28 protein-coding genes and 1 pseudogene are annotated in these 25,081 nt (G+C 44.4%); 11 read left to right on the top strand and 18 right to left on the bottom strand.

The genetic code is table 11. From position 1 onward, the window contains the following. Positions 1-485: 485 nt before the first annotated feature. The 5 genes from IQ263_RS13060 to IQ263_RS13040 all read right to left on the bottom strand — a co-directional run bounded on the left by IQ263_RS13060 (position 486) and on the right by IQ263_RS13040 (position 5,413). Positions 486-1,109, bottom strand: coding sequence for a hypothetical protein (locus IQ263_RS13060; protein WP_194067802.1), 624 nt, complete (start codon positions 1,107-1,109; stop codon positions 486-488). A gap of 167 nt (positions 1,110-1,276) precedes the next feature. Next, complete coding sequence (locus IQ263_RS13055; protein ID WP_194067801.1) at positions 1,277-1,984, bottom strand: ABC transporter ATP-binding protein; 708 nt, start codon at positions 1,982-1,984, stop codon at positions 1,277-1,279. Positions 1,985-2,159: 175 nt separating this feature from the next. Then, positions 2,160-2,939, bottom strand: a complete 780-nt coding sequence (locus tag IQ263_RS13050) for an ABC transporter ATP-binding protein (RefSeq protein ID WP_194067800.1) — start codon at positions 2,937-2,939, stop codon at positions 2,160-2,162. A gap of 58 nt (positions 2,940-2,997) precedes the next feature. Further along, positions 2,998-3,828 carry a class I SAM-dependent methyltransferase gene (locus IQ263_RS13045; RefSeq protein ID WP_194067799.1) on the bottom strand — a complete coding sequence of 277 codons (831 nt, stop codon included), beginning with the start codon at positions 3,826-3,828 and terminating at the stop codon, positions 2,998-3,000. A 19-nt stretch (positions 3,829-3,847) separates the two neighbouring features. Next, positions 3,848-5,413, bottom strand: coding sequence for a branched-chain amino acid ABC transporter permease (locus IQ263_RS13040; RefSeq protein ID WP_194067798.1), 1,566 nt, complete (start codon positions 5,411-5,413; stop codon positions 3,848-3,850). A 312-nt stretch (positions 5,414-5,725) separates the two neighbouring features. Between IQ263_RS13040 and IQ263_RS13035 the strand changes: the two genes are divergently transcribed. Beyond that, positions 5,726-6,298: a Uma2 family endonuclease gene (locus IQ263_RS13035; RefSeq protein WP_194067807.1), complete on the top strand. Its 573-nt coding sequence runs from the start codon at positions 5,726-5,728 to the stop codon at positions 6,296-6,298. 86 nt (positions 6,299-6,384) lie between these two features. Beyond that, positions 6,385-6,945, top strand: a complete 561-nt coding sequence (locus IQ263_RS13030; protein WP_194067797.1) for a prolyl hydroxylase family protein — start codon at positions 6,385-6,387, stop codon at positions 6,943-6,945. A 336-nt stretch (positions 6,946-7,281) separates the two neighbouring features. On the opposite strand, the gene IQ263_RS13025 is transcribed toward IQ263_RS13030, so the two are convergent. The 7 genes from IQ263_RS13025 to IQ263_RS12995 form a co-directional block, all read right to left on the bottom strand. Beyond that, positions 7,282-7,590, bottom strand: a complete 309-nt coding sequence (locus IQ263_RS13025; RefSeq protein WP_228050015.1) for a hypothetical protein — start codon at positions 7,588-7,590, stop codon at positions 7,282-7,284. Positions 7,591-7,687: 97 nt separating this feature from the next. Next, entirely contained in the window at positions 7,688-8,023 is a 336-nt protein-coding gene (locus IQ263_RS13020) for a XisI protein (protein WP_194067796.1), read from the bottom strand. After that, a complete protein-coding gene (locus tag IQ263_RS13015) occupies positions 8,011-8,424 on the bottom strand; it encodes an element excision factor XisH family protein (RefSeq protein ID WP_228050014.1) in 414 nt (137 codons plus the stop codon). Before IQ263_RS13015 ends, IQ263_RS13020 begins: the two co-directional genes overlap by 13 nt. An 18-nt stretch (positions 8,425-8,442) precedes the next feature. Beyond that, positions 8,443-9,519 (bottom strand): branched-chain amino acid ABC transporter permease, encoded by a 1,077-nt coding sequence (locus IQ263_RS13010; protein WP_194067795.1) that lies wholly within the window; start codon positions 9,517-9,519, stop codon positions 8,443-8,445. A gap of 275 nt (positions 9,520-9,794) precedes the next feature. After that, positions 9,795-11,144 carry a branched-chain amino acid ABC transporter substrate-binding protein gene (locus tag IQ263_RS13005; RefSeq protein WP_228050013.1) on the bottom strand — a complete coding sequence of 450 codons (1,350 nt, stop codon included), beginning with the start codon at positions 11,142-11,144 and terminating at the stop codon, positions 9,795-9,797. A 268-nt stretch (positions 11,145-11,412) separates the two neighbouring features. Then, positions 11,413-11,811 carry a type II toxin-antitoxin system RelE/ParE family toxin gene (locus tag IQ263_RS13000; protein ID WP_228050012.1) on the bottom strand — a complete coding sequence of 133 codons (399 nt, stop codon included), beginning with the start codon at positions 11,809-11,811 and terminating at the stop codon, positions 11,413-11,415. Further along, positions 11,804-12,058, bottom strand: coding sequence for a hypothetical protein (locus IQ263_RS12995; protein ID WP_194067793.1), 255 nt, complete (start codon positions 12,056-12,058; stop codon positions 11,804-11,806). The genes IQ263_RS13000 and IQ263_RS12995 overlap by 8 nt, the downstream gene beginning before the upstream one ends. Before the next feature lie 164 nt (positions 12,059-12,222). Between IQ263_RS12995 and IQ263_RS12990 the strand changes: the two genes are divergently transcribed. The 8 genes and pseudogenes from IQ263_RS12990 to IQ263_RS28505 form a co-directional block, all read left to right on the top strand. Beyond that, positions 12,223-13,170: an NAD-dependent epimerase/dehydratase family protein gene (locus tag IQ263_RS12990; protein ID WP_194067792.1), complete on the top strand. Its 948-nt coding sequence runs from the start codon at positions 12,223-12,225 to the stop codon at positions 13,168-13,170. 59 nt (positions 13,171-13,229) lie between these two features. After that, positions 13,230-13,640 carry a hypothetical protein gene (locus tag IQ263_RS12985; protein ID WP_194067791.1) on the top strand — a complete coding sequence of 137 codons (411 nt, stop codon included), beginning with the start codon at positions 13,230-13,232 and terminating at the stop codon, positions 13,638-13,640. Next, positions 13,637-14,515 (top strand): RNA polymerase sigma-70 factor, encoded by an 879-nt coding sequence (locus IQ263_RS12980; RefSeq protein ID WP_194067790.1) that lies wholly within the window; start codon positions 13,637-13,639, stop codon positions 14,513-14,515. The genes IQ263_RS12985 and IQ263_RS12980 overlap by 4 nt, the downstream gene beginning before the upstream one ends. A 37-nt stretch (positions 14,516-14,552) precedes the next feature. Next, positions 14,553-14,930, top strand: coding sequence for a hypothetical protein (locus IQ263_RS12975; protein WP_194067789.1), 378 nt, complete (start codon positions 14,553-14,555; stop codon positions 14,928-14,930). Between the two features lie 54 nt (positions 14,931-14,984). Beyond that, positions 14,985-16,535, top strand: coding sequence for a GMC family oxidoreductase (locus IQ263_RS12970; protein ID WP_194067788.1), 1,551 nt, complete (start codon positions 14,985-14,987; stop codon positions 16,533-16,535). Positions 16,536-16,654: 119 nt separating this feature from the next. After that, entirely contained in the window at positions 16,655-17,137 is a 483-nt protein-coding gene (locus IQ263_RS12965) for a transposase (protein ID WP_194067787.1), read from the top strand. Positions 17,138-17,363: 226 nt separating this feature from the next. Then, complete coding sequence (locus IQ263_RS12960; RefSeq protein WP_194067786.1) at positions 17,364-17,708, top strand: nucleotidyltransferase family protein; 345 nt, start codon at positions 17,364-17,366, stop codon at positions 17,706-17,708. A 62-nt stretch (positions 17,709-17,770) separates the two neighbouring features. Next, positions 17,771-17,968, top strand: a pseudogene (locus IQ263_RS28505) (HepT-like ribonuclease domain-containing protein); the annotation flags it as partial. Between the two features lie 97 nt (positions 17,969-18,065). Here the strand turns inward: IQ263_RS28505 and IQ263_RS12950 are convergent. From IQ263_RS12950 to IQ263_RS29310, 5 genes are all read right to left on the bottom strand, one after another. Next, on the bottom strand, positions 18,066-19,064 hold the full coding sequence (locus tag IQ263_RS12950; RefSeq protein ID WP_194067785.1) for an AAA family ATPase: 999 nt from the start codon (positions 19,062-19,064) through the stop codon (positions 18,066-18,068). Then, positions 19,061-19,732 carry a nicotinamide riboside transporter PnuC gene (gene pnuC, locus IQ263_RS12945; RefSeq protein WP_194067784.1) on the bottom strand — a complete coding sequence of 224 codons (672 nt, stop codon included), beginning with the start codon at positions 19,730-19,732 and terminating at the stop codon, positions 19,061-19,063. The genes IQ263_RS12950 and pnuC overlap by 4 nt, the downstream gene beginning before the upstream one ends. 21 nt (positions 19,733-19,753) lie before the next feature. Next, positions 19,754-21,205: an FAD-dependent oxidoreductase gene (locus tag IQ263_RS12940; RefSeq protein ID WP_194067783.1), complete on the bottom strand. Its 1,452-nt coding sequence runs from the start codon at positions 21,203-21,205 to the stop codon at positions 19,754-19,756. An 87-nt stretch (positions 21,206-21,292) separates the two neighbouring features. Next, complete coding sequence (locus tag IQ263_RS12935) at positions 21,293-22,363, bottom strand: glycosyltransferase family 2 protein (RefSeq protein WP_194067804.1); 1,071 nt, start codon at positions 22,361-22,363, stop codon at positions 21,293-21,295. A 345-nt stretch (positions 22,364-22,708) separates the two neighbouring features. Beyond that, positions 22,709-22,840 carry a hypothetical protein gene (locus IQ263_RS29310; protein ID WP_255515871.1) on the bottom strand — a complete coding sequence of 44 codons (132 nt, stop codon included), beginning with the start codon at positions 22,838-22,840 and terminating at the stop codon, positions 22,709-22,711. 249 nt (positions 22,841-23,089) lie between these two features. Between IQ263_RS29310 and IQ263_RS12930 the strand changes: the two genes are divergently transcribed. Next, complete coding sequence (locus IQ263_RS12930) at positions 23,090-24,178, top strand: glycosyltransferase family 2 protein (protein ID WP_194067782.1); 1,089 nt, start codon at positions 23,090-23,092, stop codon at positions 24,176-24,178. Between the two features lie 167 nt (positions 24,179-24,345). Here IQ263_RS12930 and IQ263_RS12925 read toward each other — a convergent pair whose 3' ends face one another. Continuing rightward, complete coding sequence (locus tag IQ263_RS12925; RefSeq protein WP_194067781.1) at positions 24,346-25,077, bottom strand: hypothetical protein; 732 nt, start codon at positions 25,075-25,077, stop codon at positions 24,346-24,348. Between the last annotated feature and the right edge of the window lie 4 nt (positions 25,078-25,081).

The raw sequence follows: 25,081 nt of genomic DNA, 5'->3' as shown, positions 1-25,081 counted from the left end.
TAGTCATTAGTCATTAGTCATTAGTCATTAGTCATTAGTCATTAGTCATTAGTCATTAGTCATTAGTCATTAGTCATTAGTCATTAGTCATTAGTCATTAGTCATTAGTCATTAGTCATTAGTCATTGGTTAGTTAACCGTAGGGTACAGGGCCTAAGAGCACTTGACACCGGATGTTGCGGGTGCAATGCCCGGTGCACCTTGCTAATTACCAATTACCAATTACCCATTACTTCTAACTAATGACCAATGACTAATGACTCTTTACCCCTTCCCCAAATAGCTATTTAACTTTTCCCTAAATACGCCTTGCAAACAGTTTTCAGGTGCGTCACCACCCTTAAATTTCCCAGAAAAATCGACAATCTAATAGCGACGCACCTGACAAATAGGATTCGTGAAAACCCTCCGCTGCATCTCGCCCAATACTAATGATTGTTGCAAGATTTTTGGGAAACGATATTAAGACTGTTGAATCAATAGAATTAGTTGGTAAGAATTGCCCCTCTTGGGGAGCCGTACTTTATAGCAATTGCTTCCACTACTTGCAATTGTTCTTGAATTTTTTCGCGGTATTTGTTAGTTCTATAATCTTCATTATGATAATCAAAGTCTGGGAGTATAGTTCCAACTGTTTCTAAAGACTCGGCGATCGCTAACATCATGTTGGTTAAACTAGGAAACCATAAATAGTCAGAACCTTCTTCTAGTTGTATCACAGGTGAGTTTGCAACCGGTGTTTCCGAACCAGCAATGGCTAGAAGACCATTCTCATAGGAAACAAATGGGAGATACTTTGAATCCTCAATAGATAGAGGATAATATCTTTCTGCCTCCTCAATAGACACGAACTCAATTAAGTCACTTGCATTTCCTAAAAATCTCTCCAGCGCACAGGAATATGTCGAACTACTGTATGAACAATCGTCATCATCTGGCCACCTCATACCTACAGGTGCGCCTGCCCACTGATAAAAGTCATAGGCTTCATCAGATAGCTGAAATGGAAAAAAATTGAGTTTTTTTTCAATTTCTTCTCTGGGTCTATCTGGCTCGCTTAGCTCACAGTAAATACTGATTCGCTCAAGAGCCTCGGTCATCACAGACATAGTTTATTACTCCCAAATCAACTTCAAAATGCTGCTATTGTATTGTCAAAATAACACAGAATTATCATTGGCTAAGCGGAAACGACCTAATAGCCGATTACCAAGGCCCAATCCCTCCGCTTCGCGCTCGCCCAATCCCTCCGCTTCGCTCCGCCCAATTGCCATATTTAACTTTCCCCTAAATACGCCTTACGAACAGTTTCATTTGACTGCAAATCGCTAGCAGTACCGGCGACTACAACCTCGCCAGTTTGAATGACATAGCCGCGGTGAGCTACACTTAAAGCCATCCGGGCGTTTTGTTCCACCAATAAAATAGTAGTTCCGCCCGCATTAATATCGCGGACGATCGCAAAAATTTGACTCACCAACATCGGAGCCAAGCCCATACTCGGCTCATCCAATAATAACAAACGGGGGCGCGACATCAAAGCACGGGCGATCGACAGCATTTGCTGTTCCCCCCCGCTGAGAGTTCCCCCTTTTTGACTAATTCTTTCTCGCAGACGCGGAAATAAATTTAAAACTTTTTCCATATCAGACTTGATACCGAGAGTATCGTTGCGGAGATAAGCCCCCATTTCCAGGTTTTCTTGTACCGTCATGCGCCCAAAAATCAGTCGCCCTTCCGGGCTTTGAGAAATTCCCAAACGGACGATCGCCTCTGTAGAAAGCGACTCCAAAGGCTTTCCCTCAAACAGTAAAGTACCTTGGCGCGGGCGCAGCAGCCCTTGAATCGTGCGGAGAGTGGTAGTTTTCCCCGCCCCGTTGCTACCGATTAATGTCACAACTTCTCCCTGCGAGACAGTTAGCGATACCCCTTTGAGAGCGTGAATATTTCCGTAATAGGTGTGAATGTCTTTAATTTCTAGCATAATTGCTCTTTCTACCTTATCCTTTGTTATATCGTCCCGACTAAGTATAAAATTTTATTGCATTTATTTAAAATTAACCTTTTCTATAGTAAACCAGAGCATCTCGCGAACTTAAAATTATCTGTGCCAATCAGTGTTTATCTGCCTTAAATTTGCGGTTGACCGACTAATTGTATTAACCGTGAACATCATCTTCTTTTCCTAAATATGCCTCAATCACGCGAGGATCGGCGCGAACTTCTGCCGGAGTTCCCTCAGCAATTTTAGTACCGTACTCCATCACACTAACGCGATCGCTAATTCCCATCACCACCTTCATATCGTGTTCAATCAGCAAAATACTCAAATCTAACTCATCGCGAATCAAGTAAATAAACCGAGTTAGATCGGCCGTTTCATTCGGGTTCATTCCCGCCGTCGGTTCGTCCAAAAGTAACACTTTCGGATCGGAAGCCAAGGCCCTGGCAATTTCCAATCTCCGCTGGTCGCCGTAGGAAAGGTTTTTTGCCAACTCCAGCGCTTTAGAAGCACCTAAACCGACAAAATCCAGCATAGTCAGCGCTTTTATTTTAGCTTCCCGTTCCTCCACTATCGCAGTCGGCGGGCGGAGGATTGCACCCAACAAACCTGTTTTCATTCTGCTGTGCCTGCCTACCAAAACATTATCCAGCACAGTCATATTGTTAAACAAGCGGATATTTTGAAAAGTTCTAGCAATGCCGAAACTTGTCAGGCGATCGGGAGGCAAACCGGTGATATTCTTATTTTGGAGGAGCAAGTTACCGGCAGTAGGTTTGTAGATACCCGTCAGCATATTAAAAAAAGTGGTTTTACCCGCACCGTTGGGGCCGATCAAACTGGCGATCGAGCCTTTTTCTAAGGTTAAACTAACCTGGTTGACTGCTGTCAAACCGCCGAATTTCATGGTAAGTTGCTGTGCTTCTAATAATGACATTTTGGTTTTATTCCTAATATTTTATATTGAAGTGTGAGATTTCACGCAGGCTTCTGAATCAACTTGGGAGATTGTCAGACATATTCTCTAATGTACAAACAAAATAGAACTTAAAAAGATTAGATTCGAGGGAACGGCGAGGGCGATATTGTACGTGCAAATCTGCCGTCGAAAAGTTCTCAATAAGTTTGAGATTGAGTTCGTCAGCCAAAGTTTCGATATTATCAAAACCAGTAATCCACGGTGCATACATACTTTCGTATTTATCTATGTAATCATTGATATCTTGGTAGCCCGTGGTTCTCAAAATCACCCGCTCTGACATATAATCAAAGGACAATCGAAAACTCTTCACATTGTCACGAATTTGTTCCAACGTCAATATTACATCTTTTTTGGCAAGCAAGGTTGTGTTGCCTTCCCACAAAAAATATGTCGGGCGCTCGAAATCTACTTCACTCTCTTTCAGTAAAGCTATTAAACCATCTTTGATGTAATCTCCGGGAATGTAGCGAACATTGGCGCTAATTTTATTGGCTTTGAGAGTTTCTTCTTTTAATTCAAGAGTGTCGCGCTCGTCTATTTCAAAATAATTGACTTTTTCTCCATTGATTCTAGCAGCGCGAGTATCCAAACCAGAACCTAAAATAACTACTTGCTTGCAACCTCCTAAAATTTGATTTGACAAAACGTCATCAAAATACTTAGTTCGCAACTTAATCATTTCTTTAGCAGCGGGAGAGTTTTGAGAAATTTTGGCCGCTATTTTTTTTGTTGCCTCATTCAGCCATATTTTTACGACATTATCAGTGTAAAGAGGAATAGTTTCTTGATTTTCTTCCGCTCTAAATTCGGCAACGATAACAGCAGTACCAGTTACATTGTTCATGGCTAATTTTTCAGCTTTACTATTGACTTCTGGCATCTGCTAAAGATTCATTACTCGCTTCACTATCTGAATGCAATTCAGCTTGGTGGAGCTTGTCGGGAATCAGCCCCTCGGGCCGCACGACCATCATCACAACGAGTGTTAAACCAAAGAGAAATAAACGCATTTGAATCGGGTCTAAACTGGTGGCGAGAAAGTCTGCTAACTGGGGAATTGCAATTCTGGGAAGTACAAAAGTATTCAGGAAACCTTTGAGGACTTCGGCTAGTTGGGGTAGATAAAGCCGATCGGCAGACATGATAATGATAGCGCCTAAAATCACCCCGGTCATGTTGCCCAAACCGCCTAAAATCACCATACACAGGATGATGACCGACACCGAGAAGTCGAAGACGCTGGGAAAAATTGCGCTGATATAGGCGGCGTAAAACGCGCCTGCAAACCCCGAAAATGTGGCTCCCATCGCAAAAGCCGAAAGTTTGGTTTTGACCAGGTTAATGCCCATCGCACTAGCCGCTAATTCATCTTCGCGCATGGCATTCCATGCCCGTCCCAAGCGGGAATCTCGCAGCCGCGAAATCATGAAGTAAGCGAAGACGACGAGCAGTAAAATTAGGTAGTACCAGGGAAAGTAGTTGCCGGTGCTGAATGTGCCGATGATGGGGAGAGATGGACGCCCGATCGGGTTGATGCCTGCTTCGCCGCCGGTGAGGTTAAAAGGTCGATCGCACCCAACCAGACACAGCACCAATTCCGGCTTGCCCAAAATTGAAGCCACAATCTTCGAGATTGGTTCGTCGATCCGAATGTCGGTTAAATTCCGAAATATCACGGGGATAATTTCGCCAAAACCGAGGGTAACAATTGCCAAATAATCGCCCTTGAGTCGCAGGGTGGGAATACCCAGGATAACGCCCGCTATTCCAGCTACACCGGCGGCGATCGGCAAAACCACCCAAAAATTCCAAGCAATATTTACTTGTCCAGAAGATAGCAAAGCCGTCGTGTAAGCGCCGATCGCAAAAAACGCCGCATATCCCAAATCCAACAACCCCGCAAAACCCACAGTAATATTCAAACCCAGCGCCAACATAATAAAGATTTGAATCTGTACTACCGTAGCAATCCAGCCAGTTTGAGCTTCGAGGTCGATAAACGGAAACAGAATTAGAATAAAAGCTAATGTCACCAGAGTAGCCAGCCGTTGGCGTTGCGGCGGTAAACCTTGCAAAGCACCCATTAACGAAGCTGTCAAAATTGCGATCGCCAAACTGCAAATTCCGTACAGCAAAGTAGTAGGTAAAGCCACAGCGGATTGACCGGAAAAAGGTCTAACTAAAACCCCTTCTAGTACGCTAGCAACCAACAGCCAAACGCCCAAACCCAAACCCGCAAAACAGCCAACTGTTGCGCCAATTTTTGGGTTTTGAACTTTCTGATCTTGACAACTCATGAAGCCGGCCGCCGTGCCCATCAGCCACCCGATGACGGTGCCGCTCCAACCGCCGAATAACACAACAGTCAAAAAGGCGATCGCTCCTAAAATACCAGTCGATTTAATTGCTTGGATTATCTTGTTTGACATAAGAAGAAGTCATTAGTCAGTGGTCATTAGTCATTAGTCATTAGTCAGCAGTCATTAGTCAGTGGTCATTAGTCATTAGTCATTAGTCAGCAGTTAGATCAAAGAATGCTAGGAATCGCAGTTATAGATGCGACTGACGCGGGCAATGCCAACTTCTGCCTCAATCAATGCGATCGAGTGCTTGTCGTGGAAACTGTCATCAGGCTAGCTACAGTTTAAAGTCTTTTGAGTTCGATTGTTGCACCAAAAGCGACGAAAATTAAAATATACTGGAACTGTTACCGAAACACACTTCAAACGGGCGATCGCGATATGGTACAAGCTCCTCAAAAAACTATCACCCTCGACGAGTTTTTGCAACTGCCAGAAACCAAACCCGCTAGCGAATACATCAACGGTGCGATCGTCCAAAAACCTATGCCGCAAGGAAAACACAGCACAATTCAGGGAGAACTCATCACGACGGTTAATGCAGTGGGCAAACCTCAGCGGATTGCTTGGGCATTTCCAGAACTTCGCTGCACCTTTGGCGGACGTTCTATTGTTCCAGATGTCGCTATTTTTGTGTGGAATCGCATTCCCCTAGATGCTGACGGCGAAATTGCCGATACATTTAACGCTCACCCAGATTGGACAATAGAAATTTTGTCGCCCGGCCAAAGCCAAACCAAAGTCACCCACAATATTTTGCACTGTTTGAATGCCGGTTGTCAGATGGGTTGGTTGCTCGATCCCGATGAAAAAACCATTTTAGCCTATCCCGCAAGACAGCAACCGATTTCATTGCAAGAACCGACAGATATACTTCCGGTTCCCGAATTTATGGGGGAAATGCAGTTGACTTTAGGCGAAGTTTTTGGCTGGTTGAAACCAGGGAATATTTAAAACGTAAAATGCGATCGTGCTTTATTTCTTATTCGTCGCTCATTACGATCGAATCACGTTGACGAAAAAGTTTATATCCAGCAGCCATGAATATTCATATTGACGTACCGTTTCGATTCGAGTCCGAATGCTTCATGTGGGTCGTAGAAAACGTTTATAGTTCCAAGGAGTGCGATCGCCTGATTTCTCTAATTGAAGCATCTGCACCGACGATCGCGACAAATAATCCGATGTTCCGCAACCAGGATCGCGTCATCAGGGATGACCCGGAAATTTCCGCAGATTTGTTTCGGAGGCTTCGTCCCCACATTCCCGATCGCATGGGTAACTTTGTTTTAGTGGGCTTGAACGAACGTCTGAGGATGTATCGCTATCGATCGGGTCAGCGATTTGCGCCTCACATGGATCATTGGTATTGTCCAAGTGATTCTCAGGTGACTCTTCACAGCGTTCTCGTGTACCTCAACGCTGATTTCGAGGGGGGAGAAACTCGCTTCACCGAACAACTCGAACATACCGTAGTCCCCAAAACTGGTATGACTGTGATTTTCCAACACAAACTCACGCACGAAGGATGTACAGTCAGAACTGGTACGAAGTATGCGATGCGTACCGATATTATCTATGAAAGATTAGAAGGGAGGTAGCGATCGAATTTAATTATCTACTCATCTTTTTCTAAGGCACTCCTTACATTATTTATAATAAGTATTCTACTCGTTTCTAGGATCTGCCTCCAACTTTCATGAAATATTGCGAGGCAGAGCCTCTGGACATCGGTTCCCAGGCAGAGCCTAGGAACCAGTTAAATATTACCATTAGAAATATCTGCTAGATAGTCAGATTAAAATTAACACATATAATGTAGATATTTTTGCCTAATTATCAACAATAAATATCTCAAAGCCTTATTTTATTGTACAGACTAGCTAATTTAGGATGATTTATTTATTTCCTCTATCCTAGCTACACAAAGGCTATACTTATTTGTTGATGAAACGTACCCAGGGATCGGTAAGTGTCTGGCGAGTTGCTATCCAACCTAAAGGCAGATCGGCTAATTCTGTCAGAGATGGATCTAGCGCTACTATCCTCGCTAATGCTACCATAGTTGCTCTATCAATTGATAAATTTTTACCTGTGTGAAACTGCCATGCTCCATCATCAACATCATGAGAGACAAAAAGAATAGGTTTATCATGATGAAGGATATCAGTTGATGTGAGAATAGCAACATTTTGGGGATCTGCAAATGGCCAGTGTGAATCAGGTACATTCGCAATACTTCTCATACAGTTCCTTTTGTTGTTTATTGAATTTAATAGTTAGGAGCGAGTTCACTGCTGCCAAACCCGCTCTCCTCCCCTCGATACTTTGCAGACGAGTTTTTTAAGCGATCGCCAATCCGGTATGTTTGCGTACTTCCGGCGAATGAAACGCCAAAACAATGCAACTTTCAGGAACCCCACCCTCCAGTAATTCATCGGTAATGCCATCTTCAATACCATCATAATGAATCCAGAGTTTGCCGTTGCGAATTTCAACGTGAACGAGGCAGTAGTGAAGTCGCTTTTGGCCCTCCCAGCCTTCACTCATCAATAAAAAATCATTTCGGTCTTCGCTGACAATGACTTTATTATTAATCTCGGCATATCTGTACGGTAGGCTGGCATAGTACGACAGAGTTTTATAAATCAACTCGCGGTATTCATCTAGTTTATCCATCTGGTAATAACCTCCTGAATCGTATCGACAACGATAATTTTCATCACTCCATCTGCAAGTACAACCTGCACGATATCTTCATTAAAGAAGCTTGTATAAATCTCTTCAGTAATTGCTAGATATAGGGTGCGATCTGGTTCTTTTTTCGACAGGATTTTTAAGTACAAAGTGTATTGCCCGATCGCATTTTCCCAATCTTTGACTGGAGATTTGCCGACAAAACTTTTGATTTCAACTGCAATTTTTTGTCCTTCGCGTTCGGCAGCTAGCAGCTTTTTAGCTCCCAAATCCACAAACACACCGCGCGAACCAAATTGCAGAGTCAGAGGATCGTCTGTAATTATCCACCCATCCTTTTCTAAAGCAGTCCTTACATTATAATGATAAATGTCTTTTGCCATTATTTCAACCCTGCACCTTCAAACCTTCTCCTGAACATTCTCGCCCAACAAACCCCCTGGCCGAAAAGCCAAAATCACCACCAAAACCCCAAACACCCAAGCATTAGTCCAGCGGCTCGACAAATACTGATCGCTCAAAGACGAAAGCACCCCAATCAAAACCCCTCCTAACATCGCCCCCACAATATTGCCAATCCCCCCCAAAACCGCCGCCGTAAAAGCCCTCAAACCCGCCGTAAAACCCATCGTAAACACGATCGTATTATTGTACAAACCAACCAAAATTCCAGCAGAACCAGCCAAAGCCCCACCAATCAAAAAAGTTAGAGCAATAATCTGATCCACATTAATCCCCATAATCTTAGCAGCATCGCGGCTTTGAGCCGTTGCCCGCATCGCCTTTCCCAGACGAGTGTACTGCACAAACACATGAAGCAAAACCATCAATACAACCGCCACCACCAACACAATTAAATCCTTAGTGGTAAACACAATACTGGTTTCAATTCCCAAAAATTTGAGAATATCAACTCTGGGCAACAAATCGGGAAAACTTTTCGGAGCAGCCGAATTAGAACCCATCACCGGAATAAAAGCTTTTAAACCTCCCCAAAACAACCCCATATTTTGGAAAATGAAAGAAACCCCGATCGCCGAAATTAAAGGAGCCAAACGCGGAGCATTCCTCAAAGGCCGATAAGCGTACTTTTCCACAACAATATTCAGCCCCGCACAAAACGCCGAACATACAACTAAAGCAACTAACATCACCGGTATAGCAACAGCTAAAGGTGCGCCGTCTTCAATGCCAAAAGCCCCGAACACGGTGAGGGCAGCAAAAGCACCCAACATATACAAATCGCCGTGAGCAAAATTGATTAATTCAATAATGCCGTAAACCATCGTATAACCCAAAGCAATAATCGCAATCAGCGCGCCGTTGACAAGACCAACTAATAATTGTTGAATCAAAACTTCAGGGCTGCTGGCTATTTCCCCAATAATTTTGGGCAAGTCAAATCCGGCGATCGGCCCTAACAACAAAACTATATAAGCTACACCTAGATATAAGAGAATACTTTTCCAGTTTTTCATAATTATTCGTAATTGGGCATTGAAAATTGGGCATTAGGAACATTCATTCTACTTGTTTCTAGGTAGATATTATAAACGCGGATTCAGAGGCTCTACCTCATTTTTTATAATAGAAAATCGAGGCGATTTTCCTGCTATAAAAGTGAGGCATAGCCTCTAGATATCAGTTCCCAGGCTCTGCCTGGGAACCAGTTAAAACCACTAATGACTGAGGACTAATGACTGAGGACTAATGACTGAGGACTAATGACTGAGGACTAATGACTGAGGACTAATTATTCCGTTTTGAGGGCGCTCACAAACTCCCACTTACCATCTTTAACAACATTTCCTGACATTGTAGTCAAACTCGTGTCGCCGTTGGTGTCAAAACTCCAAGTGCCGAGTACCCCGTTAAAATCCTTAGTTGCCAAGACAGCATCGCGGATCGCAGCGCGGTCATTTTTGCAGACTTTGTTAATTGCGCCGATCGCCACTTTAGCAGCTTCATAGGCGTAAGCTGCATAAGCTTCCGGTTCAGCATTATATTTTGCCTTGTAACTTTCGTACCACTTCGCGCCCTCACCAGTCAATTCTTTAGGAGGCAAGCCGCCAAAAGTAGCATAAACACCCTCGGCATCTTTGCCTCCGGCATCAATTAAAGCTTGCTCTTTAATGCCGTCGGGCCCCATGAACTTAACTGCATCAGCGGCCATCCCGACATTTCTCATGTCTTTAATTATTTGTCCGGCGTTGCTCTGAGTAGTGCCACCAAAGTAAATCATGTCTGGATTTAAAGCTTTGATTTTATTCATTAACGCCTTGTAGTCGCTAGCTTTAATATCAATTCCCTCCCGGCCTAGGACTTGAATTCCCAACTTTTTAGCCGTTGCTTCAAAAACGTCAGCGATACCTTTCCCGTAAAGTTCTTGGTCGTCGAGAATGAAGACTTTTTGCACTCCTAAAGATTTTGCCCAGTTTCCCGCAACAGCCCCTTGAAGGTCATCAGCAGGGACAACGCGGGTGAAATTGCGAGTGCCTGCAGGATAATAAACGTTGGGTTCTTTGGGTTCGCCTTTTCCTGGTTTAGTCAGTCCCGGATAGGTGTTTGCCGGACTGATCATGACGATGTTAGCTTGGTTGAGCACGGGAATGGAAAGTTTGGCTGCACCGGAGTTGTAGTGACCGATAGCGGCAACTACCGAACCGTCAGCGACTATTTTGTTAGAGTTGGACGTTACCTGTGCCGGGTCCCATTTGCCGGCGGCGGCGGTGGCGTCATCGAGCACTTCGTATTCGATTTTGATTTTGCCGTCGCAAGCTTTGGAGTCAGTTTCGGCTAGTGCTTGTTTGATGCCGTTGACCATTGTTTGAGATTGACCCAAGGCGCTGCCTGTCATGGGGAGCATGGAGACAATTTTGACAGTATTTGGGTCTTTGGGGGCGTTGACTGCGACGGGAGAGGCTGCTGGAGTCGCTCCGGGAGTTGTGGCGTTTGGTGCTTGAGGATTTTGGCAGCTAGCGCACAGAGAGGCTATGCCGGCGGCGAGGAGTATTGTCCGCAATCGGGCCGCGCCCGGATTCTGGGTTGAGTTGGTTGTTGAGTGTGTGGCACTGTTGCCCCCTGATTTCTGGGAAAAGTTCATAGGTTGGTTTGTTTGTTGCTTGCGTCTTTGCATATTTTCACTCTGTCAGTCTGTAAGTCAAGAGTTAGCACAAGTTTAAAAAATTTGTGTCAACTCTCAAAGATACACTGCTGCCACAAGAAGCTCGGGAATTGGGTCATATCTGATTCAATTACCTGCTAAGATTTTTGAGTATTTATTGACAATGCTTGAACTGCAACGATAGAAATAGCATCATCACTAATACTTGACATAATATTACTTGCGCCATCTGTATCCTGTCACTACGTCAATGTCGGCGATATCCAAAATTTAGATTTGAAAAATGGCTTATTCGCCTGGGTATGCTTGGCCCAAGTGCGATCGCAGTTTGGATTTCCTCAGCGGAGACGTTTGCTTGTTCTGATTTTGAGTAAATCAAGTGTAAAACAACTTGATTCGGTGATTCAACTTGATAAATCAAACGATAACCACCGCTCTTACCAACTTGAGCATCACTGTTTTTAGCCCGGACTTTGTAAACGGTGTATTGGGTGCCTGCAATCTGGTTTCCGATGAAGTTTCCTTGGATAATCTGATCGAGCACGGGCTGAACATCCGTTTGAATTTGACGATACTTTTTAGCAAGTCCCTTGAGGCGACATTTGAAGAGTGCGGTGAATTTGAGTTGGACTGGCAGATCAGACATTGATGCCGTCCCAGAGTTCCTCGATGGGGAAAGTTTGTCCAGCTTTGGCTTGGTGGAAGGAGGCTTTCAGGTCAACGAGGATTTGGTCGTTGGAATCGGTGTCTGAATCAAAATCTGAGTCAAAATCTGGGGCGAGATCGGTTTGTGTCCGACTGGTCAAAAATTCCAGGAATGTCAGGGTTTGCTCTAAAATCGATTCAGGAGTTCGATCGATCGCTTCTAGAAGGCGTTGTTTAATCGGCGACATAAGATGACCTCTAAATCTAGCTCCTCCGATCTTATCAATAATTCTATTGCGTGTTTCCTATTGATAACCTGCTCGATCGCCCGCGATGCACGACTTGTCACAACTAACGATGCTCTTTCGTCTTATCTATAAATACCTCACAGGCTTCAACAGGAGGTTCCTAGATGAGAATTTTTGTTGCAGGTGCAACGGGGGCGATCGGTCGTCCGCTGCTCGCCCAATTGCACAGCGCAGGACATGATGTAGTAGCGTTAACCCGCACTCCCGAAAAAGCACGGATTTTAGCTGAACAAGGTGTGGAACCGGCGATTGCAGATGTCTTCGATGCAGATGCTGTCAAAGCTGCTGTCATTCGCGCTCAACCGTTCGCTGTAATCGAACAACTCACCTCTCTGCCTAAAACCTACACCCCTGAGACAATGCAGGCGGCAGCACAACTGAACGATCGCATCCGTCTCGAAGGGGGCGCTAATGTCCTAGCGGCAGCGCAAGCGGCTGGTGTGCGTCGTTACATCAGGCAGTCGATCGCATTTTGGGCGATTCCCGGTACAGGATTGGCAGACGAAGAAACACCGTTAGCCTTAGATGCCTCGCCCGCAGTTGCAGACGGAACCCGCACCCTGAATGAGATTGAACATCCCTTACTAGGGAACCCCAATCTAGAAGGAATTATCCTGCGTTACGGCTTCTTCTACGGGCCCGGCACTTGGTACGCAACCGATGGAGACGTTGCCGAACAGGTGCGGCAGCAACAATTCCCGATCGTCGGAAATGGCGATGGGCTATGGTCTTGGGTTCACATTGAGGATGCGGCCTTCGCGACGGTGGCGGCAGTCGATCGGGGAAATCCCGGTATTTACTTAATTGCGGACGATCGACCCTTAGAGGTGCGCCTGTGGCTTTCTGCTTATGCCCAGTGGCTCAATGCTCCACCGCCACCGCAGGTATCAGTTGAGGATGCTCTGCGAATCAGCGGTGCAGATGCTGTCTACTATGGCACCCAGATACGAGGTGTCTCCAATGCCAAGGCAAAACGCGAACTAAATTTTCAGCCTCGATCGTTGGAATGGCTTGTTAAAACTGCCGTAGAAGAGGGCCAACTGAGAATTTAATCTCGATCGAGCTAACACTAGGAGTTGTCTAAAAAGCTTTCTAATCAGGGAGAAAGAAGATGAAACTTGCTCAATATGGAACAACGATCGCGGTCATCCATGCGATCGCCAACGGACTGCATGGTTTAGCGCATCTGGAAATCCCAATTCCCCTCTCTCTGCTTCAGAGTTTGTTTGTGGGTATTGTGATTGTTCTGATTCCCATCATTGCAGCCGTTTTGCTTTGGACGCAGTTCTACCGCATTGGTATCTGGCTCTTGCTCAGTTCAATAGCAGGATCGTTCCTGTTTGGGTTCTACAATCATTTCATCGCGATTAGTCCAGATCATGTGTCTCAAGTTGCATTTGAAGGCTGGGGTTTGCTGTTCCAAGTCACAGCCATCGTGATATTAATTGTGGATGGATTAGGAACTGGAATTGGCTTGTGGGCCTTGAGAACTATTCAGCAAAAAGAGCAGGGGGCTTTATGAGTTCTCTGGATGACTTTAACCATCATCGTCCGTTGCTGTTCTCGATCGCCTACCGAATGCTCGGCACTGTCACAGATGCCGAAGATATGGTACAAGAAACCTTCCTGCGCTGGCAACAGACGGCAAGCGAAACCGTGCGATCGGCAAAGACTTATCTAGCAACTATCATCACGCGCCTCTGTATCGATCATTTGCGATCGGCGCGTGTCCAACGAGAACAATACGTCGGTACCTGGCTACCAGAACCGATGTTAACGCCACAATCTGAAAATACAACCGATATCATGGAATTAGCAGACTCGCTCTCGATCGCATTTTTAACTGTAATGGAGCGTTTATCTCCGATCGAACGGGCAGTATTTCTACTCCGCGATGTCTTTGACTACGACTATGACGAAATTGCTCAGATGGTTGGCAAGAGTTCCACTAACTGTCGCCAAATCCTGCGGCGGGCGAAGCAGCATCTTGCCGACCAACGTCCTCGTTTCCCAGTTTCCAGGCTGCAGCAAGAGCAGATTACAGCCCAATTTTTAGATGCCTCCACTAAGGGCGATTTGCAAGAATTGTTGCTGTTACTGGCGAAGGATGTGACGTTTTGTTCAGATGGTGGAGGCAAAGTGATTGCCGCCATCAAGCCGATACAGGGCGCAATGAAAGTAGCTCGAATGCTATTGGCTATTCGTCGCAAATGGATGCTTAATGCTGTATCTAGCTTAGCCGAGATCAACGGACAACCAGGCATGATTCAATATCTGGATGGCCACATTCACAGTGTGATGACGTTTGAGATTGTTAATGGCTATATCCAGTCTATTTACAGTGTGCGGAATCCAGAAAAGCTAGAGCGGATTTGCCAGGATATATCTTTGGAGTAATAGCCTAAAACTAGCGGTTTCAACCCCCAAATTATCTATGAAAACACTACTGAAAAAATCCGCATTACTGCTTGCTCTACCAATCTGTGTCTTAGCTAATTTTTCCTTACCTGCATCTGCTGATTCTACGGCTGACCTCATCCTCAGTATGAAATGCCAGGGTGGTTATAACATCAATCTTTGGAAAAAGAAGGCTTCAGGTGAACTGCTCTATCGCTCGATTAGTTCCAAGGGTAATTTAAGTTTGGGCGGAGGTACTAGCAAAGCGACAGAAGGCGTTCGAGTCTATAAGTTTCGGAAGGGTAATTATGAATATTGGGTGTGGGATGGCACGTTGGACAGTAAGCAGTCGGGAACTTTAGAAGTGTATAAAAACAACCGTATCTTGATGCAGAAATCTTGTAGGAAAAGTTGAATTCTCTAGCCTGACTAAATTAATCGATTACATACAACAAAGCAGGAGAATGTTATGACGAACTATGACTACATTGTGATTGGTGCAGGTTCGGCTGGCTGCGTTGTCGCCAACCGTTTGACAGAAGACAGTGAAACAACTGTGTTGTTGCTCGAAGCTGGCAACCCGGATACTAAACCGGAGATTCAAATCCCGGCGGAATGCTTCAACTTACTAGGCTCCGAGGTAGACTGGGCATACTTCACAGAACCCGAACCTTACCTCAATAATCGCAAAATCTTTCACCCCCGAGGGAAAGTCTTGGGCGGGAGTAGTTCGATTAATTTCATGCTTTATGTCCGAGGTAATCCTCATGATTACGATCGCTGGCAAGAATTGGGTAATCCCGGTTGGAGTTACCAAGATATATTGCCATATTTCAAGAAATCTGAGAACCAGCAACGAGGTGCTTCCGAATACCACGGTGTTGATGGGGAGTTGAGTGTTACGGATCTAATTTCCCCGGCACCGATATCTCAAAGATTTGTAGAAGTATCTGTAGCAATGGGATATCACAACAATCCTGATTTCAACGGGATGCAGCAAGAAGGTGCGGGACTCTATCAGATGACGATTAAAGATGGTAAGCGGCACAGTACCGCTGCTGCATTCCTGGTGCCAATTCTCGATCGTCCCAATTTGACAACGACGACAGCAGCGTTGGTGACTCGATTGTTGTTTGAGGGAACCCGCACCGTTGGGGTGGAATATATGCACGAGGGAACACTGCACCAAGTTAGGGTTAACCGGGAAGTAATTTTAAGTGCTGGCGCGTTCGATTCGCCTAAGCTGCTGATGCTTTCGGGCATTGGTAATCAAGAATACCTGGAATCATTAGGTATTTCTGTAGTAGTCGATTTGCCTGGTGTCGGTCAAAACCTCCAAGATCATCCTCTCATTCCTGTGGTACACCTGGCAACTCAGGATTTACACCCTGCAATCACCAGTAGTATCGTTGAAGCCGGATTGTTTTTACATACCGAGGGTAATCTGGATGCTGCGCCTGATTTACAGTTGATCTTCAGCCCTGTGGTGTTGACATTCCCTCCTAGTTCTGATTCCGGATTCACTGGTTTAGTATGTTTGATTCATCCTGAGAGTATTGGTAGTGTATCTTTACGATCGCCCGATCCGAAAGATGCACCAATGATTCGGATGAACTATCTCCAAAGTGAATCTGATGTGCAAAAAGTCATTGCAGGAATTAAATTACTCCGCACATTGTTTCAGACAAGTGCCTTTGATGAGTTTCGGGGTGATGAAGTCGCTCCCGGTGCGGATGTTAACAGCGATGAAGCCCTCGAAGCCTACATCCGGGAAACGTGCAGTACGGTGTTTCATCCTGTCGGCACCTGCAAAATGGGAACTGACTCAATGGCGGTTGTAGACCCCGAATTACGGGTACGTGGAGTTGAGGGATTGCGTGTGGTAGATGCGTCAATCATGCCAACAATTACTACAGGAAATACGAATGGGCCAATAATTGCGATCGGCGAAAAAGCAGCCGATTTAATTAAAGCCACAGCTTGCGTTTCACAGCAAGTACGTTTAGCAATGGAAAATTAACAGGGAGTGCGATCGATCAAATAGCCTTGACTATTTTTTTTCAATTATGAGCTAGCTCATAGCAGTTGTTGATAAAAACTGTCAGAATAAAAGTAGTTCAAGGTTAGGAGGGGAGCGATATGACTCTCACAAAAGCAAACATAACCGCATTAAAAGTAGAAACTCTCGCCAAACTCTATCTGGAAAGTAAGCCAGCCGAAATTTCCGATCGAACCATCGCCCAACTCTGTGATTGGCTAATGGGTGAGTTCCAGCAATTGCCTTTAAATCTACAATTTTCAGATTATATGCGTTACGAAAACGCAGAAGAAATGTTTGCAGATATTAAACAAGGGCAACTTTGGGTATCTGCTGAAAGTTACGATTCTTCGGTTTATCCCAATCCCATTTACGGGTTTATTTTTCAGGGAATGCACGATTACGACCATTACTTGACGGATACTGAATTCAGTTTGGAAGGGGAAATCGTGGCTTACAAATTCACTGCAAAACGTGCACCGAGTTTAGATATCCAAAAGATTCTCTATTCCGAAATTGTGCTGCGATCGGCTGCCTATCTTTATTTAGGACATATGGCTGCTCCTAAAATAGTTTTCCCCTAATTAATTATATGGTAAAAGAGAATGCAGGAATGTCCTTGTTGTTCTGAGCCATTGTTGCGGCACATTCACAAACAAAAGATTTGCTGGTTTTGTCCCAAATGTCGGGTAATGATGCCAGCTATTTCCGAAGTCAAAGTTACTTCAAATATTAGCATCAGAATGTCAATCAGACCTGCGATGTTACAATTAAAAGAGGTTAGCTACAAGATTGGAGGTTAGCTCGCGGATGGTTGAGTTGCAATCAGATTTAGAATATGTTGTTACCGATCGCCTAAAAGTCTCTCTAGATGCGATCGCACGATTTTGCCAGCGCTGGAACATTGTAGAATTTGCCCTGTTTGGCTCGGTACTGCGGGATGATTTTCGCCCTGATAGCGATGTGGATGTATTAGTCACCTATGAGCCATCCCACCGCCTCACGCTATCTCATTTATTGAGTATGCAGGAGGAGATAGAGCATTTATTTCATCGTTGTGTGGATTTGGTGGAAAAAAAGCAGTTAAAAAATCCCTATCGGCGATCGAACATTTGGAAAACCTATCGAGTGATTTATGCAAGCGGGCGATCGTGATAGTGGTTCACTTGTTCGACATGGCGCAAGCAATCCGTCGGATTCAATAGTTTACGGCTGATGTTTCATGCGACACTTACCTGGAAAGTGTTTTGATGCAAAGTGCCGTAGAGCGGCAGTTGGGGATTTTGGGGGAAGCCTCTCGGAGAGTTTCGATCGACTTTCAGCAGTTCCACCCCGAAATTGATTGGCGAAATGCGATTAACTTACGCAATATTTTGGTTCACCGTTATGACCAAGTGAATTCGGAAGTTATTTAGAATATTGTTACAAGTGTTTTGCCTAGTTTGCTGGTACAAGTAGAAGGATTATTGCCGCCGTTACCTGATGATAGTTGAGCGATCGACTGAAAAATATTCATAATTCCTCACTCTCTGGCTCCTTTAACGGTTCAAATACCAAAACAGAATCGATCGCCTCAATTGCCTCCGACATTCGCAACTCATGCGTTCCTGTGACAGTAATATACCGCTTTCCTTTATTCTGAAGAACCTCCACAAACTGCTGGTGCATAGTCATTCGTAAATATTCGCTTTCTCGCGTTCCATCCTGAACAAAGCCGAAATCCGGCTGAGTCAAAATATACAAATCATAGCGGCGGCTGTCTGCAATTTGCTCGATCGTCGGATGTTCTGAACCAACGTAACGTTTGTGCCAAATAAAAGTAGCTAAAGAATCTGTATCGCAGATAACGACTTTGTTAGCGCGAGTAGCCATATGGTCTTCTATAACAGCTTGTTTCTTGGCAATTTCTACAAATTCATAGCTGTCCCAAATTTCAGGATCGGGGGAATATTGCCTGCCTTCCCAGTAACACCTGCCGTATTCGGGAACCCAAGCAGTTTGATAGTGCTGTGCGAGCGATCGTGCTAGGGTAGTCGTGCCGCTCGATTCTACACCCAGCACGCAGACTCGTTTGGCAAAATAAGCTTTGGCTGGGGGAGTCAGCATTTGCCAGTGTTCGACTAGGTTCGATCGCAATTGGGTTCCAGAAATCGGGAATTTGAGCCGTTCGCGATCGACTGTACAGTGTTGAGCTCCCATCAGTTTTGCCCAAGGTTCGCCGTAATCTTCTGAAGTAAAAGCGATATCGGGTTTTCGCCCCGAAAGCACCTCTAGAGTCCTCTGAGCCCAAGGTTCGGGGGCTTCTGGCAAATCGTCAAGAACTTCGATAACTTCTGCGTCGGGATGCAAAAACCGAATCCAGTCGGCTCTAACGCTTCCTGCAACTGCTTGATTTGTTTTGTAACAGGCGAGAACGATTAAACGGTCAACCTTCTTTTTAGCTTCTCGAATTAAGTAGTCGTGTCCTTTGTGGAAGGGGTAAAATTTGCCTACAGTAACACCGAGTATCATAAAGATTGCTGCTGTTTTAACTTTTGTTTCAAGTAAATTTGCTGGAAATTTTGCAGTCCGTAAATTGCCACAAACCAAAAAATCGCGTACAAAATACTCGTCAGATATAGCCCGCGCGAGGCATACAATGGAACGTAAATCGTGTCTGCAACAATCCACAAATACCAGCTTTCGAGATAGCGTTCCATCAGGTACAACTGGGCGATCGCACTTAATATGGTCGTCATGGCATCCCAAAAAGGTGCTGCGCCGCCCAAAGATATTAATACTGTTCGCAAGCCAAATACGCCAACTGTAACTAAGACGCCTGTGAAGATAAGCCAGCGTTGAGAAATTCGGCATACAGGTTTTTCTGTGCTGTTTTCGCCGCCCCGCAGCCAAATATAAATTGCTTGCAAGCTCGTGATTAAATAGAAGAATTGAATCGCAACTTCGCCGTAAAGTTTAACTTGATAAAACACCACAGCGTAGGCGATAACTCCAATTAAGCCGACCCACCAGCCGAGGGGATTGTTTTTAGCCAGCAGCCAAACGCTCCAACCAGAAGCGATCGCGGCGATCGCTTCGATTAAGTTGAGTTGGATAGGGACAAACCGCTGCACTGAAAGCAGGAGCAAGAAGATGCTTGCTGCGAAGCCGATTAAGTTTGGCAGGTTGGCTTTTTTCATGGCAATCCCTATTTCGGCTGGCTATATGGACTGCGAAATTAAATCCGAATCCTTTTTGTCCTTGGAGCGATCGACACTAAAATCTTCATAGTACGATCGCTCAGTATTCACATCCCACAAATCGTGCTTTTCCCCCAGAATATTTCTCACAGCCAGGATTCCCGTCAGCATGGAATGGTCTTGGTTGTTGTATCGGTGCATACCGTTTCGCCCGATCGTCTGCAAATTCTCAAATCCCTTCAAAAAACCTTCAAGTACCTGCAAGTGTCCTCGATATTCCCCATCATAAACTGGATAAGCTTTAAGTTGCCGTATGACAACTCCATCTTCAACCTCAGCAGTTGTTGCTAAACCCAAACCAACCAACTCGCGAGTTGCTAATTCCACAAGTTCAGCGTCCGACATTTCCCAAATATCGTCGCCTACGCTACAGAAATATTCCATTCCCAAACAACTTTTGCTGACATCGGGAACTAACGCGGCGCTCCAATTCTTAAAGTTTTGAATTCGTCCCACTTTGACTTCGGGAGAGTGAATGTAAATCCAGTTGTCAGGAAACAAATCCTTGCGATCGACAATCAGCGCTACAATCAAAAAATCTCGATATTTGAGCGATCGCGCCGCGTGCAACACCTCTTCTGGCGGCTGCGGTTTTAGCCTCGCTATCAGCGCCGATATCGGCATACTCGTAATAAAATTATCCGCCGAATATTGAACTAATTCTCCGTTTTGCTCCGCAGTAATACTTTTAATCTTATTACCTTCGCGCTCAAAGCTAATCGCCTTAGTATCGAGATAAACTTTCCCATCTTTATTTTCCACAGCTTCCGCGAACTTTTCCCACATCATCCCCGGCCCCAAAGCCGGATAATCAAATTCTTTGATTAATGTTTTAGTATCGTTGCTGCCAAACAAAGCATTAATAATTGCTGTCGTCAGCGACAATCCTTTGATCCGCTGCGCCGCCCAATCTGCTTGAATTTCCGAACAAGGAATGCCCCAAACTTTTTCAGTGTAAGTCTTAAAAAATGTTTTATACAAGCGTTCGCCAAAACGATTGATCACCCATTGTTCAAAAGTTGTTTCTTCCGCCAGCGGCCAAATTCTAACTTTCACATAGCTCAAAATAATTAGCGTACTCTCAATTATGCCCAAATTAAACAGAGTATTGAAGGCACTGATCGGATAGTTAAAAAATTTACCTCGATAAAAAATTCTGGACAATCGCGGCACTTTAATAAACTCATTTCCCAGTACCTCTTGCCACAACTGCTGCACGGCTTCAACTTTAGTATAAAAGCGGTGGCCGCCAATGTCGAAACGATAGCCTTTGTAGGTTTCGGTGCGAGCTATTCCCCCAACTTTATCACCTTTTTCTAGTACAACAGGGATGATACCTTGTTTGACGAGCTCGTAGGCAGCAGTCAAGCCCGCAGGGCCTGCACCGACGATCGCAACCGGATAATGTTTCACTCAGCCTACCTCCAGCTTTTTTATCGAACTATACCATTATTTATAACTTCTAAAATAGATAGATGCACCCGTGAATACCCCGATCAACTATCGATCGATCTGATGTTGAAGCGTAATTGGCATTGATTGATTCAGCGGTACCGGCAAGCTAACCTTCGCAGTCAAGGGCTTTTTTTGGGACAAATGGCGAGCCGTGCCGATCGCAAATGCCAGTCCGCTGTAAAAATAGAAAAGCCAGTGCCAAGGAATTGTTTTCAGAGCAAATATGAGACCGTGTTTTTGCTGAAAAAATCGATAAAGCGGTGCATTAATTGCTACCAGTGGCACAGCTACAAACGGCACAGCTAGCAAGCAGTTCAGCGACCAACAGGTTCCCAAAACCAGAAGCAGCATTGCATAAGTTAAAATCACGCTGAGCCGGTTCGACACTTGCAAGTTGAGGTCGTTATTTAATTGGCGATCGCGCCAAATCAGTTCCGTCCAAGGCAGCGCTCGGTAAAAAAAGTCAGCTTTCACCATCCCCATCGCCTCCCAGCGCTTTAAGTGCTTCACCTGCAATGTTTTGCACAGCCGAATTTGATGACCGGCTTGTTTCAAACGGTAGCCGAATTCAATATCCTCGATCGAAGCTTGGCGGTAATTCTCATTAAAGCCACCCATCTGCAAAAAAATTTCCCGGCGAATCACTCCGCAAGCTCCCCAAAAAGTCGAAGCTTCTTCGTTACCGGTTTGGTGCACGTAGTGGTGCAGCAAGTTCCTGTACTGCGACAGAAAATCTGGATCTCCAGGAGCATCGTCGTAGGAGCCGATGAAAGCAGTCAAGTGGGGATTATTTTTGAACACCGATATCGCATAACCCACCGCTTCAGGACAAACAGCCACATCAGCATCCACAAAAAACAGAATATCTCCCTTCGCAGCTTGCGCTCCCAAATTTCTCGCTCGGGCTGGGCCCCCGCATTCAGGAATTCTAATTAATTTTGCCCCGAATTCCTTTGCAAGTCGCCAAGAACCGTCGCTTTCGCCATCTGCTACTACAATAATCTCGATCGGTCTGGGCACAGCTTGAGCCAGTTTTGACAAACAGGTGCGGAAGTAAGAACCCCCGTTGTGGACTGGGATAATCACGGATACAGTCGGGTCAGCGGTAGAAATCATCACCTAAATAACTTAAATTACACGGGCCAAAATTTGCTTTAATTTTAATGCTGTTATCTTACAAACAGTAAAACCAGCTCTACTTTTTTGTTTATAACTCGATCTCTATTTATATTCAACTATATTTTTTACTGGTATTCTCGATCGCATTTTTTCCCGTTGATGCCTGTATTCTAAGTCATTTTTTCCTGAGACTCAGGTGATGCAGACAGCAGCTTTACGAAATCTTTAAATATGTCATTGTTTTTGTAAACTTTAGAAAAAGCCCCCCAGTGATTGTCTCTGACAGCCTTCCACCACACAAGAATTTGATTTTATCAACAGTATAAAGTATAAAATACAACATCAATCATACTGAGAGCAGTCTGCTGTCAGTCGATCGGGGCATTGAAGATTTACTTGCAGCATTCGATCGGGATTCCCGAACAAAAGTCTATAATTTGCGGTCATCCACGACAAAAGTACGCTGCGCGGCATCAGTTTTTGGGCGGGGTAAGGACTTGACTAATACAGTTTATTTAACAGAGCTCATCCGCAAGGGACTCACGCACCAAGTCTGTGTCCCACCGCTGTAGCAATGCACATTTTATAAATTTTGGCAATATATTTAAAACATACATCGTAATTTTTTTAACGGTGTACGATCGACCTGGAGTAATTTGCTAACATACCCTTAGCTTGCTCCCTGCGAGCCAAAATTTTTACACAAACCAGTTTTTATATTACATGAACACATCCTACCACAATTTCAATCCGCCATTAGTTTCAGTCATCATACCAGCTTACAACGCCGAAAAATTTATTGTTAAAACACTAGAATCTGTTTTATCTCAAACCTATCAAAACATAGAAATTTTAATAGTAGACGACGGCTCTACAGATACAACACCCGAAATCGTCAAATCTTTTGCCCAAAAAGACAGCCGAATCATCTTATTGCAGCAGTCAAATACCGGAGTCGCCGCCGCACGCAACCTAGCAATAGAAAAATCCCAAGGCGAATACATTGCACCCATCGATGCCGACGATATTTGGTATCCGCAAAACCTAGAAAAACAAATAGAATGCTTAACAAAATCAGAACCCACTGTCGGAGTTGTCTATTCCTGGTCAGTTGACATCAACGAACAAGACTTACTCACAGGCGGATTTTATAACTCCACTATCGCCGGAGAAGTTTACCAAGCATTAGTTTATAAATATTTTATCGGCAATGCCAGCTCATCCCTAATCCGCCGCGCTTGCTTTAAAAAAATCGGCGGTTACAACTGCAAATTAAAAGCAGAAAACGCTCAAGGCTGCGAAGACTGGGAACTACACCTCCGCATAGCCGAACATTATCAATTCAAAGTAGTGCCAGAATATTTAGTTGGCTACCGCCAGATTTCCAGCAGTATGTCTTGCAACTATGCAGCAATGGCAAAAAGTCATTCTTTAATTATGGCAAATGTCCGGCAGCAACATCCCGAAATTCCTAGCAACATTTATCGCTGGTCTAGCAGTAATTTCTACATTTATTTAGCAGTAAAAAGCAACCGCAGCGGCAATCATCGCAGTACATTATTTTGGCTTGCTCAAGCTTTTAAAGAAGATTTATTTATGTCACTATTGCGTCACAATCTGTACTTGCTGTCAATAACTAGCCTCTTAAAAATTAGAGTCTCACCGCCCGCTGAATCGGACTTAAAATTAAAACCAACATCAGAATCGAGTGAAGATACGACACTGGCGACGATTGAGACGCGGACGAAAGTTCACAGAATGCTGCCGTCACAGGTGTATGAAAGAATGCGGTTTAATAGTTTAATAAAATGATAGACATCAACTTTATTTGTCTAGTGCGGATTGCGGATTTTACCAGGCATCAACTTTATTTGCCTAGTGCATTTATTACCTTTTTTTACTGCTAAAATAATCGCGTCATATCAATTCCGGTTGCACTCATACATGATGTTAACAGTCAACAGTCAACAGTGAATTTACTATTCCGATCCTAACGGATTTGAGATCAAGCGAATTCGTAAAGAATCAATCAAATCATGTTTAGTCAACCAATCTTTCACTTCAGGAGTTAAAAGACTCAAAGTAGCACCCTCATTAGCAGCAATTCTGAGAAAATTCAGCACTGCTTCAGGGACTTCATCAGCATCCAGTCTATCCCAGCATTGCTTCAATTGCTCAATTAGCCGATCGACTTTCTCAAAATCCTCAAGGCTTTCGGGAATTGAGTTAGACCCCTGAATTTGCAACTCTAAATATCTAATTCGTTGAATAGTTGGCTTAAATGCCGAAACTTTATCCAGCACCTTCAGGAATTCCTGATTCGTGCTCGGCATCTTTTCAGTTCGGTACAACCTCCAAGCGTGACTCAATTGCTCTCTCAGAGCATTTTGTAATTGATTTACCTTAGAGTTGAAACTATTTTTGTTGTTAAAATTTTGATTGTCGATAATCCACTCAGGATCTTCCTGAAATCTTGCTTCAACATTAGCAATTAATTCTAGCAAACTGTCTGCTTTTTGAGTTAAATCAAAATTGACAATTTCTCTTTGGCGAAAAGCTCTCAAAGATTGCACAAGAGGTATAGTTTTAGCGACAGCTTGCTCGATTTGGTTTTGTCTAGATTGAAACGCTTGAAAATTCTCTGCATACTTCCGAAGATTAATTATCTTTTGAGACAACTCACTCAGTTGATGGGAGTTTTGTAATACCATATTG

Source organism: Tychonema sp. LEGE 06208 (assembly GCF_015207505.1).
Lineage (GTDB): Bacteria > Cyanobacteriota > Cyanobacteriia > Cyanobacteriales > Microcoleaceae > Microcoleus.
The sequence above is the reverse complement of the archived record's forward strand: the minus strand, read 5'-3'. Positions and strand labels throughout refer to the sequence as shown.

Excerpts from the sequence above, each read along its gene's own strand:
- IQ263_RS13060 (WP_194067802.1), bottom strand. The coding sequence starts at position 1,109 with ATGTCTGTGATGACCGAGGCTCTTGAGCGAATCAGTATTTACTGTGAG.
- IQ263_RS13055 (WP_194067801.1), bottom strand. The coding sequence starts at position 1,984 with ATGCTAGAAATTAAAGACATTCACACCTATTACGGAAATATTCACGCT.
- IQ263_RS13050 (WP_194067800.1), bottom strand. The coding sequence starts at position 2,939 with ATGTCATTATTAGAAGCACAGCAACTTACCATGAAATTCGGCGGTTTG.
- IQ263_RS13045 (WP_194067799.1), bottom strand. The coding sequence starts at position 3,828 with ATGAACAATGTAACTGGTACTGCTGTTATCGTTGCCGAATTTAGAGCG.
- IQ263_RS13040 (WP_194067798.1), bottom strand. The coding sequence starts at position 5,413 with ATGTCAAACAAGATAATCCAAGCAATTAAATCGACTGGTATTTTAGGA.
- IQ263_RS13035 (WP_194067807.1), top strand. The coding sequence starts at position 5,726 with ATGGTACAAGCTCCTCAAAAAACTATCACCCTCGACGAGTTTTTGCAA.
- IQ263_RS13030 (WP_194067797.1), top strand. The coding sequence starts at position 6,385 with ATGAATATTCATATTGACGTACCGTTTCGATTCGAGTCCGAATGCTTC.
- IQ263_RS13025 (WP_228050015.1), bottom strand. The coding sequence starts at position 7,590 with ATGAGAAGTATTGCGAATGTACCTGATTCACACTGGCCATTTGCAGAT.
- IQ263_RS13020 (WP_194067796.1), bottom strand. The coding sequence starts at position 8,023 with ATGGATAAACTAGATGAATACCGCGAGTTGATTTATAAAACTCTGTCG.
- IQ263_RS13015 (WP_228050014.1), bottom strand. The coding sequence starts at position 8,424 with ATGGCAAAAGACATTTATCATTATAATGTAAGGACTGCTTTAGAAAAG.
- IQ263_RS13010 (WP_194067795.1), bottom strand. The coding sequence starts at position 9,519 with ATGAAAAACTGGAAAAGTATTCTCTTATATCTAGGTGTAGCTTATATA.
- IQ263_RS13005 (WP_228050013.1), bottom strand. The coding sequence starts at position 11,144 with ATGAACTTTTCCCAGAAATCAGGGGGCAACAGTGCCACACACTCAACA.
- IQ263_RS13000 (WP_228050012.1), bottom strand. The coding sequence starts at position 11,811 with ATGTCTGATCTGCCAGTCCAACTCAAATTCACCGCACTCTTCAAATGT.
- IQ263_RS12995 (WP_194067793.1), bottom strand. The coding sequence starts at position 12,058 with ATGTCGCCGATTAAACAACGCCTTCTAGAAGCGATCGATCGAACTCCT.
- IQ263_RS12990 (WP_194067792.1), top strand. The coding sequence starts at position 12,223 with ATGAGAATTTTTGTTGCAGGTGCAACGGGGGCGATCGGTCGTCCGCTG.
- IQ263_RS12985 (WP_194067791.1), top strand. The coding sequence starts at position 13,230 with ATGAAACTTGCTCAATATGGAACAACGATCGCGGTCATCCATGCGATC.
- IQ263_RS12980 (WP_194067790.1), top strand. The coding sequence starts at position 13,637 with ATGAGTTCTCTGGATGACTTTAACCATCATCGTCCGTTGCTGTTCTCG.
- IQ263_RS12975 (WP_194067789.1), top strand. The coding sequence starts at position 14,553 with ATGAAAACACTACTGAAAAAATCCGCATTACTGCTTGCTCTACCAATC.
- IQ263_RS12970 (WP_194067788.1), top strand. The coding sequence starts at position 14,985 with ATGACGAACTATGACTACATTGTGATTGGTGCAGGTTCGGCTGGCTGC.
- IQ263_RS12965 (WP_194067787.1), top strand. The coding sequence starts at position 16,655 with ATGACTCTCACAAAAGCAAACATAACCGCATTAAAAGTAGAAACTCTC.
- IQ263_RS12960 (WP_194067786.1), top strand. The coding sequence starts at position 17,364 with ATGGTTGAGTTGCAATCAGATTTAGAATATGTTGTTACCGATCGCCTA.
- IQ263_RS12950 (WP_194067785.1), bottom strand. The coding sequence starts at position 19,064 with ATGATACTCGGTGTTACTGTAGGCAAATTTTACCCCTTCCACAAAGGA.
- pnuC (WP_194067784.1), bottom strand. The coding sequence starts at position 19,732 with ATGAAAAAAGCCAACCTGCCAAACTTAATCGGCTTCGCAGCAAGCATC.
- IQ263_RS12935 (WP_194067804.1), bottom strand. The coding sequence starts at position 22,363 with ATGATTTCTACCGCTGACCCGACTGTATCCGTGATTATCCCAGTCCAC.
- IQ263_RS29310 (WP_255515871.1), bottom strand. The coding sequence starts at position 22,840 with ATGCCGCGCAGCGTACTTTTGTCGTGGATGACCGCAAATTATAGACTT.
- IQ263_RS12930 (WP_194067782.1), top strand. The coding sequence starts at position 23,090 with ATGAACACATCCTACCACAATTTCAATCCGCCATTAGTTTCAGTCATC.
- IQ263_RS12925 (WP_194067781.1), bottom strand. The coding sequence starts at position 25,077 with ATGGTATTACAAAACTCCCATCAACTGAGTGAGTTGTCTCAAAAGATA.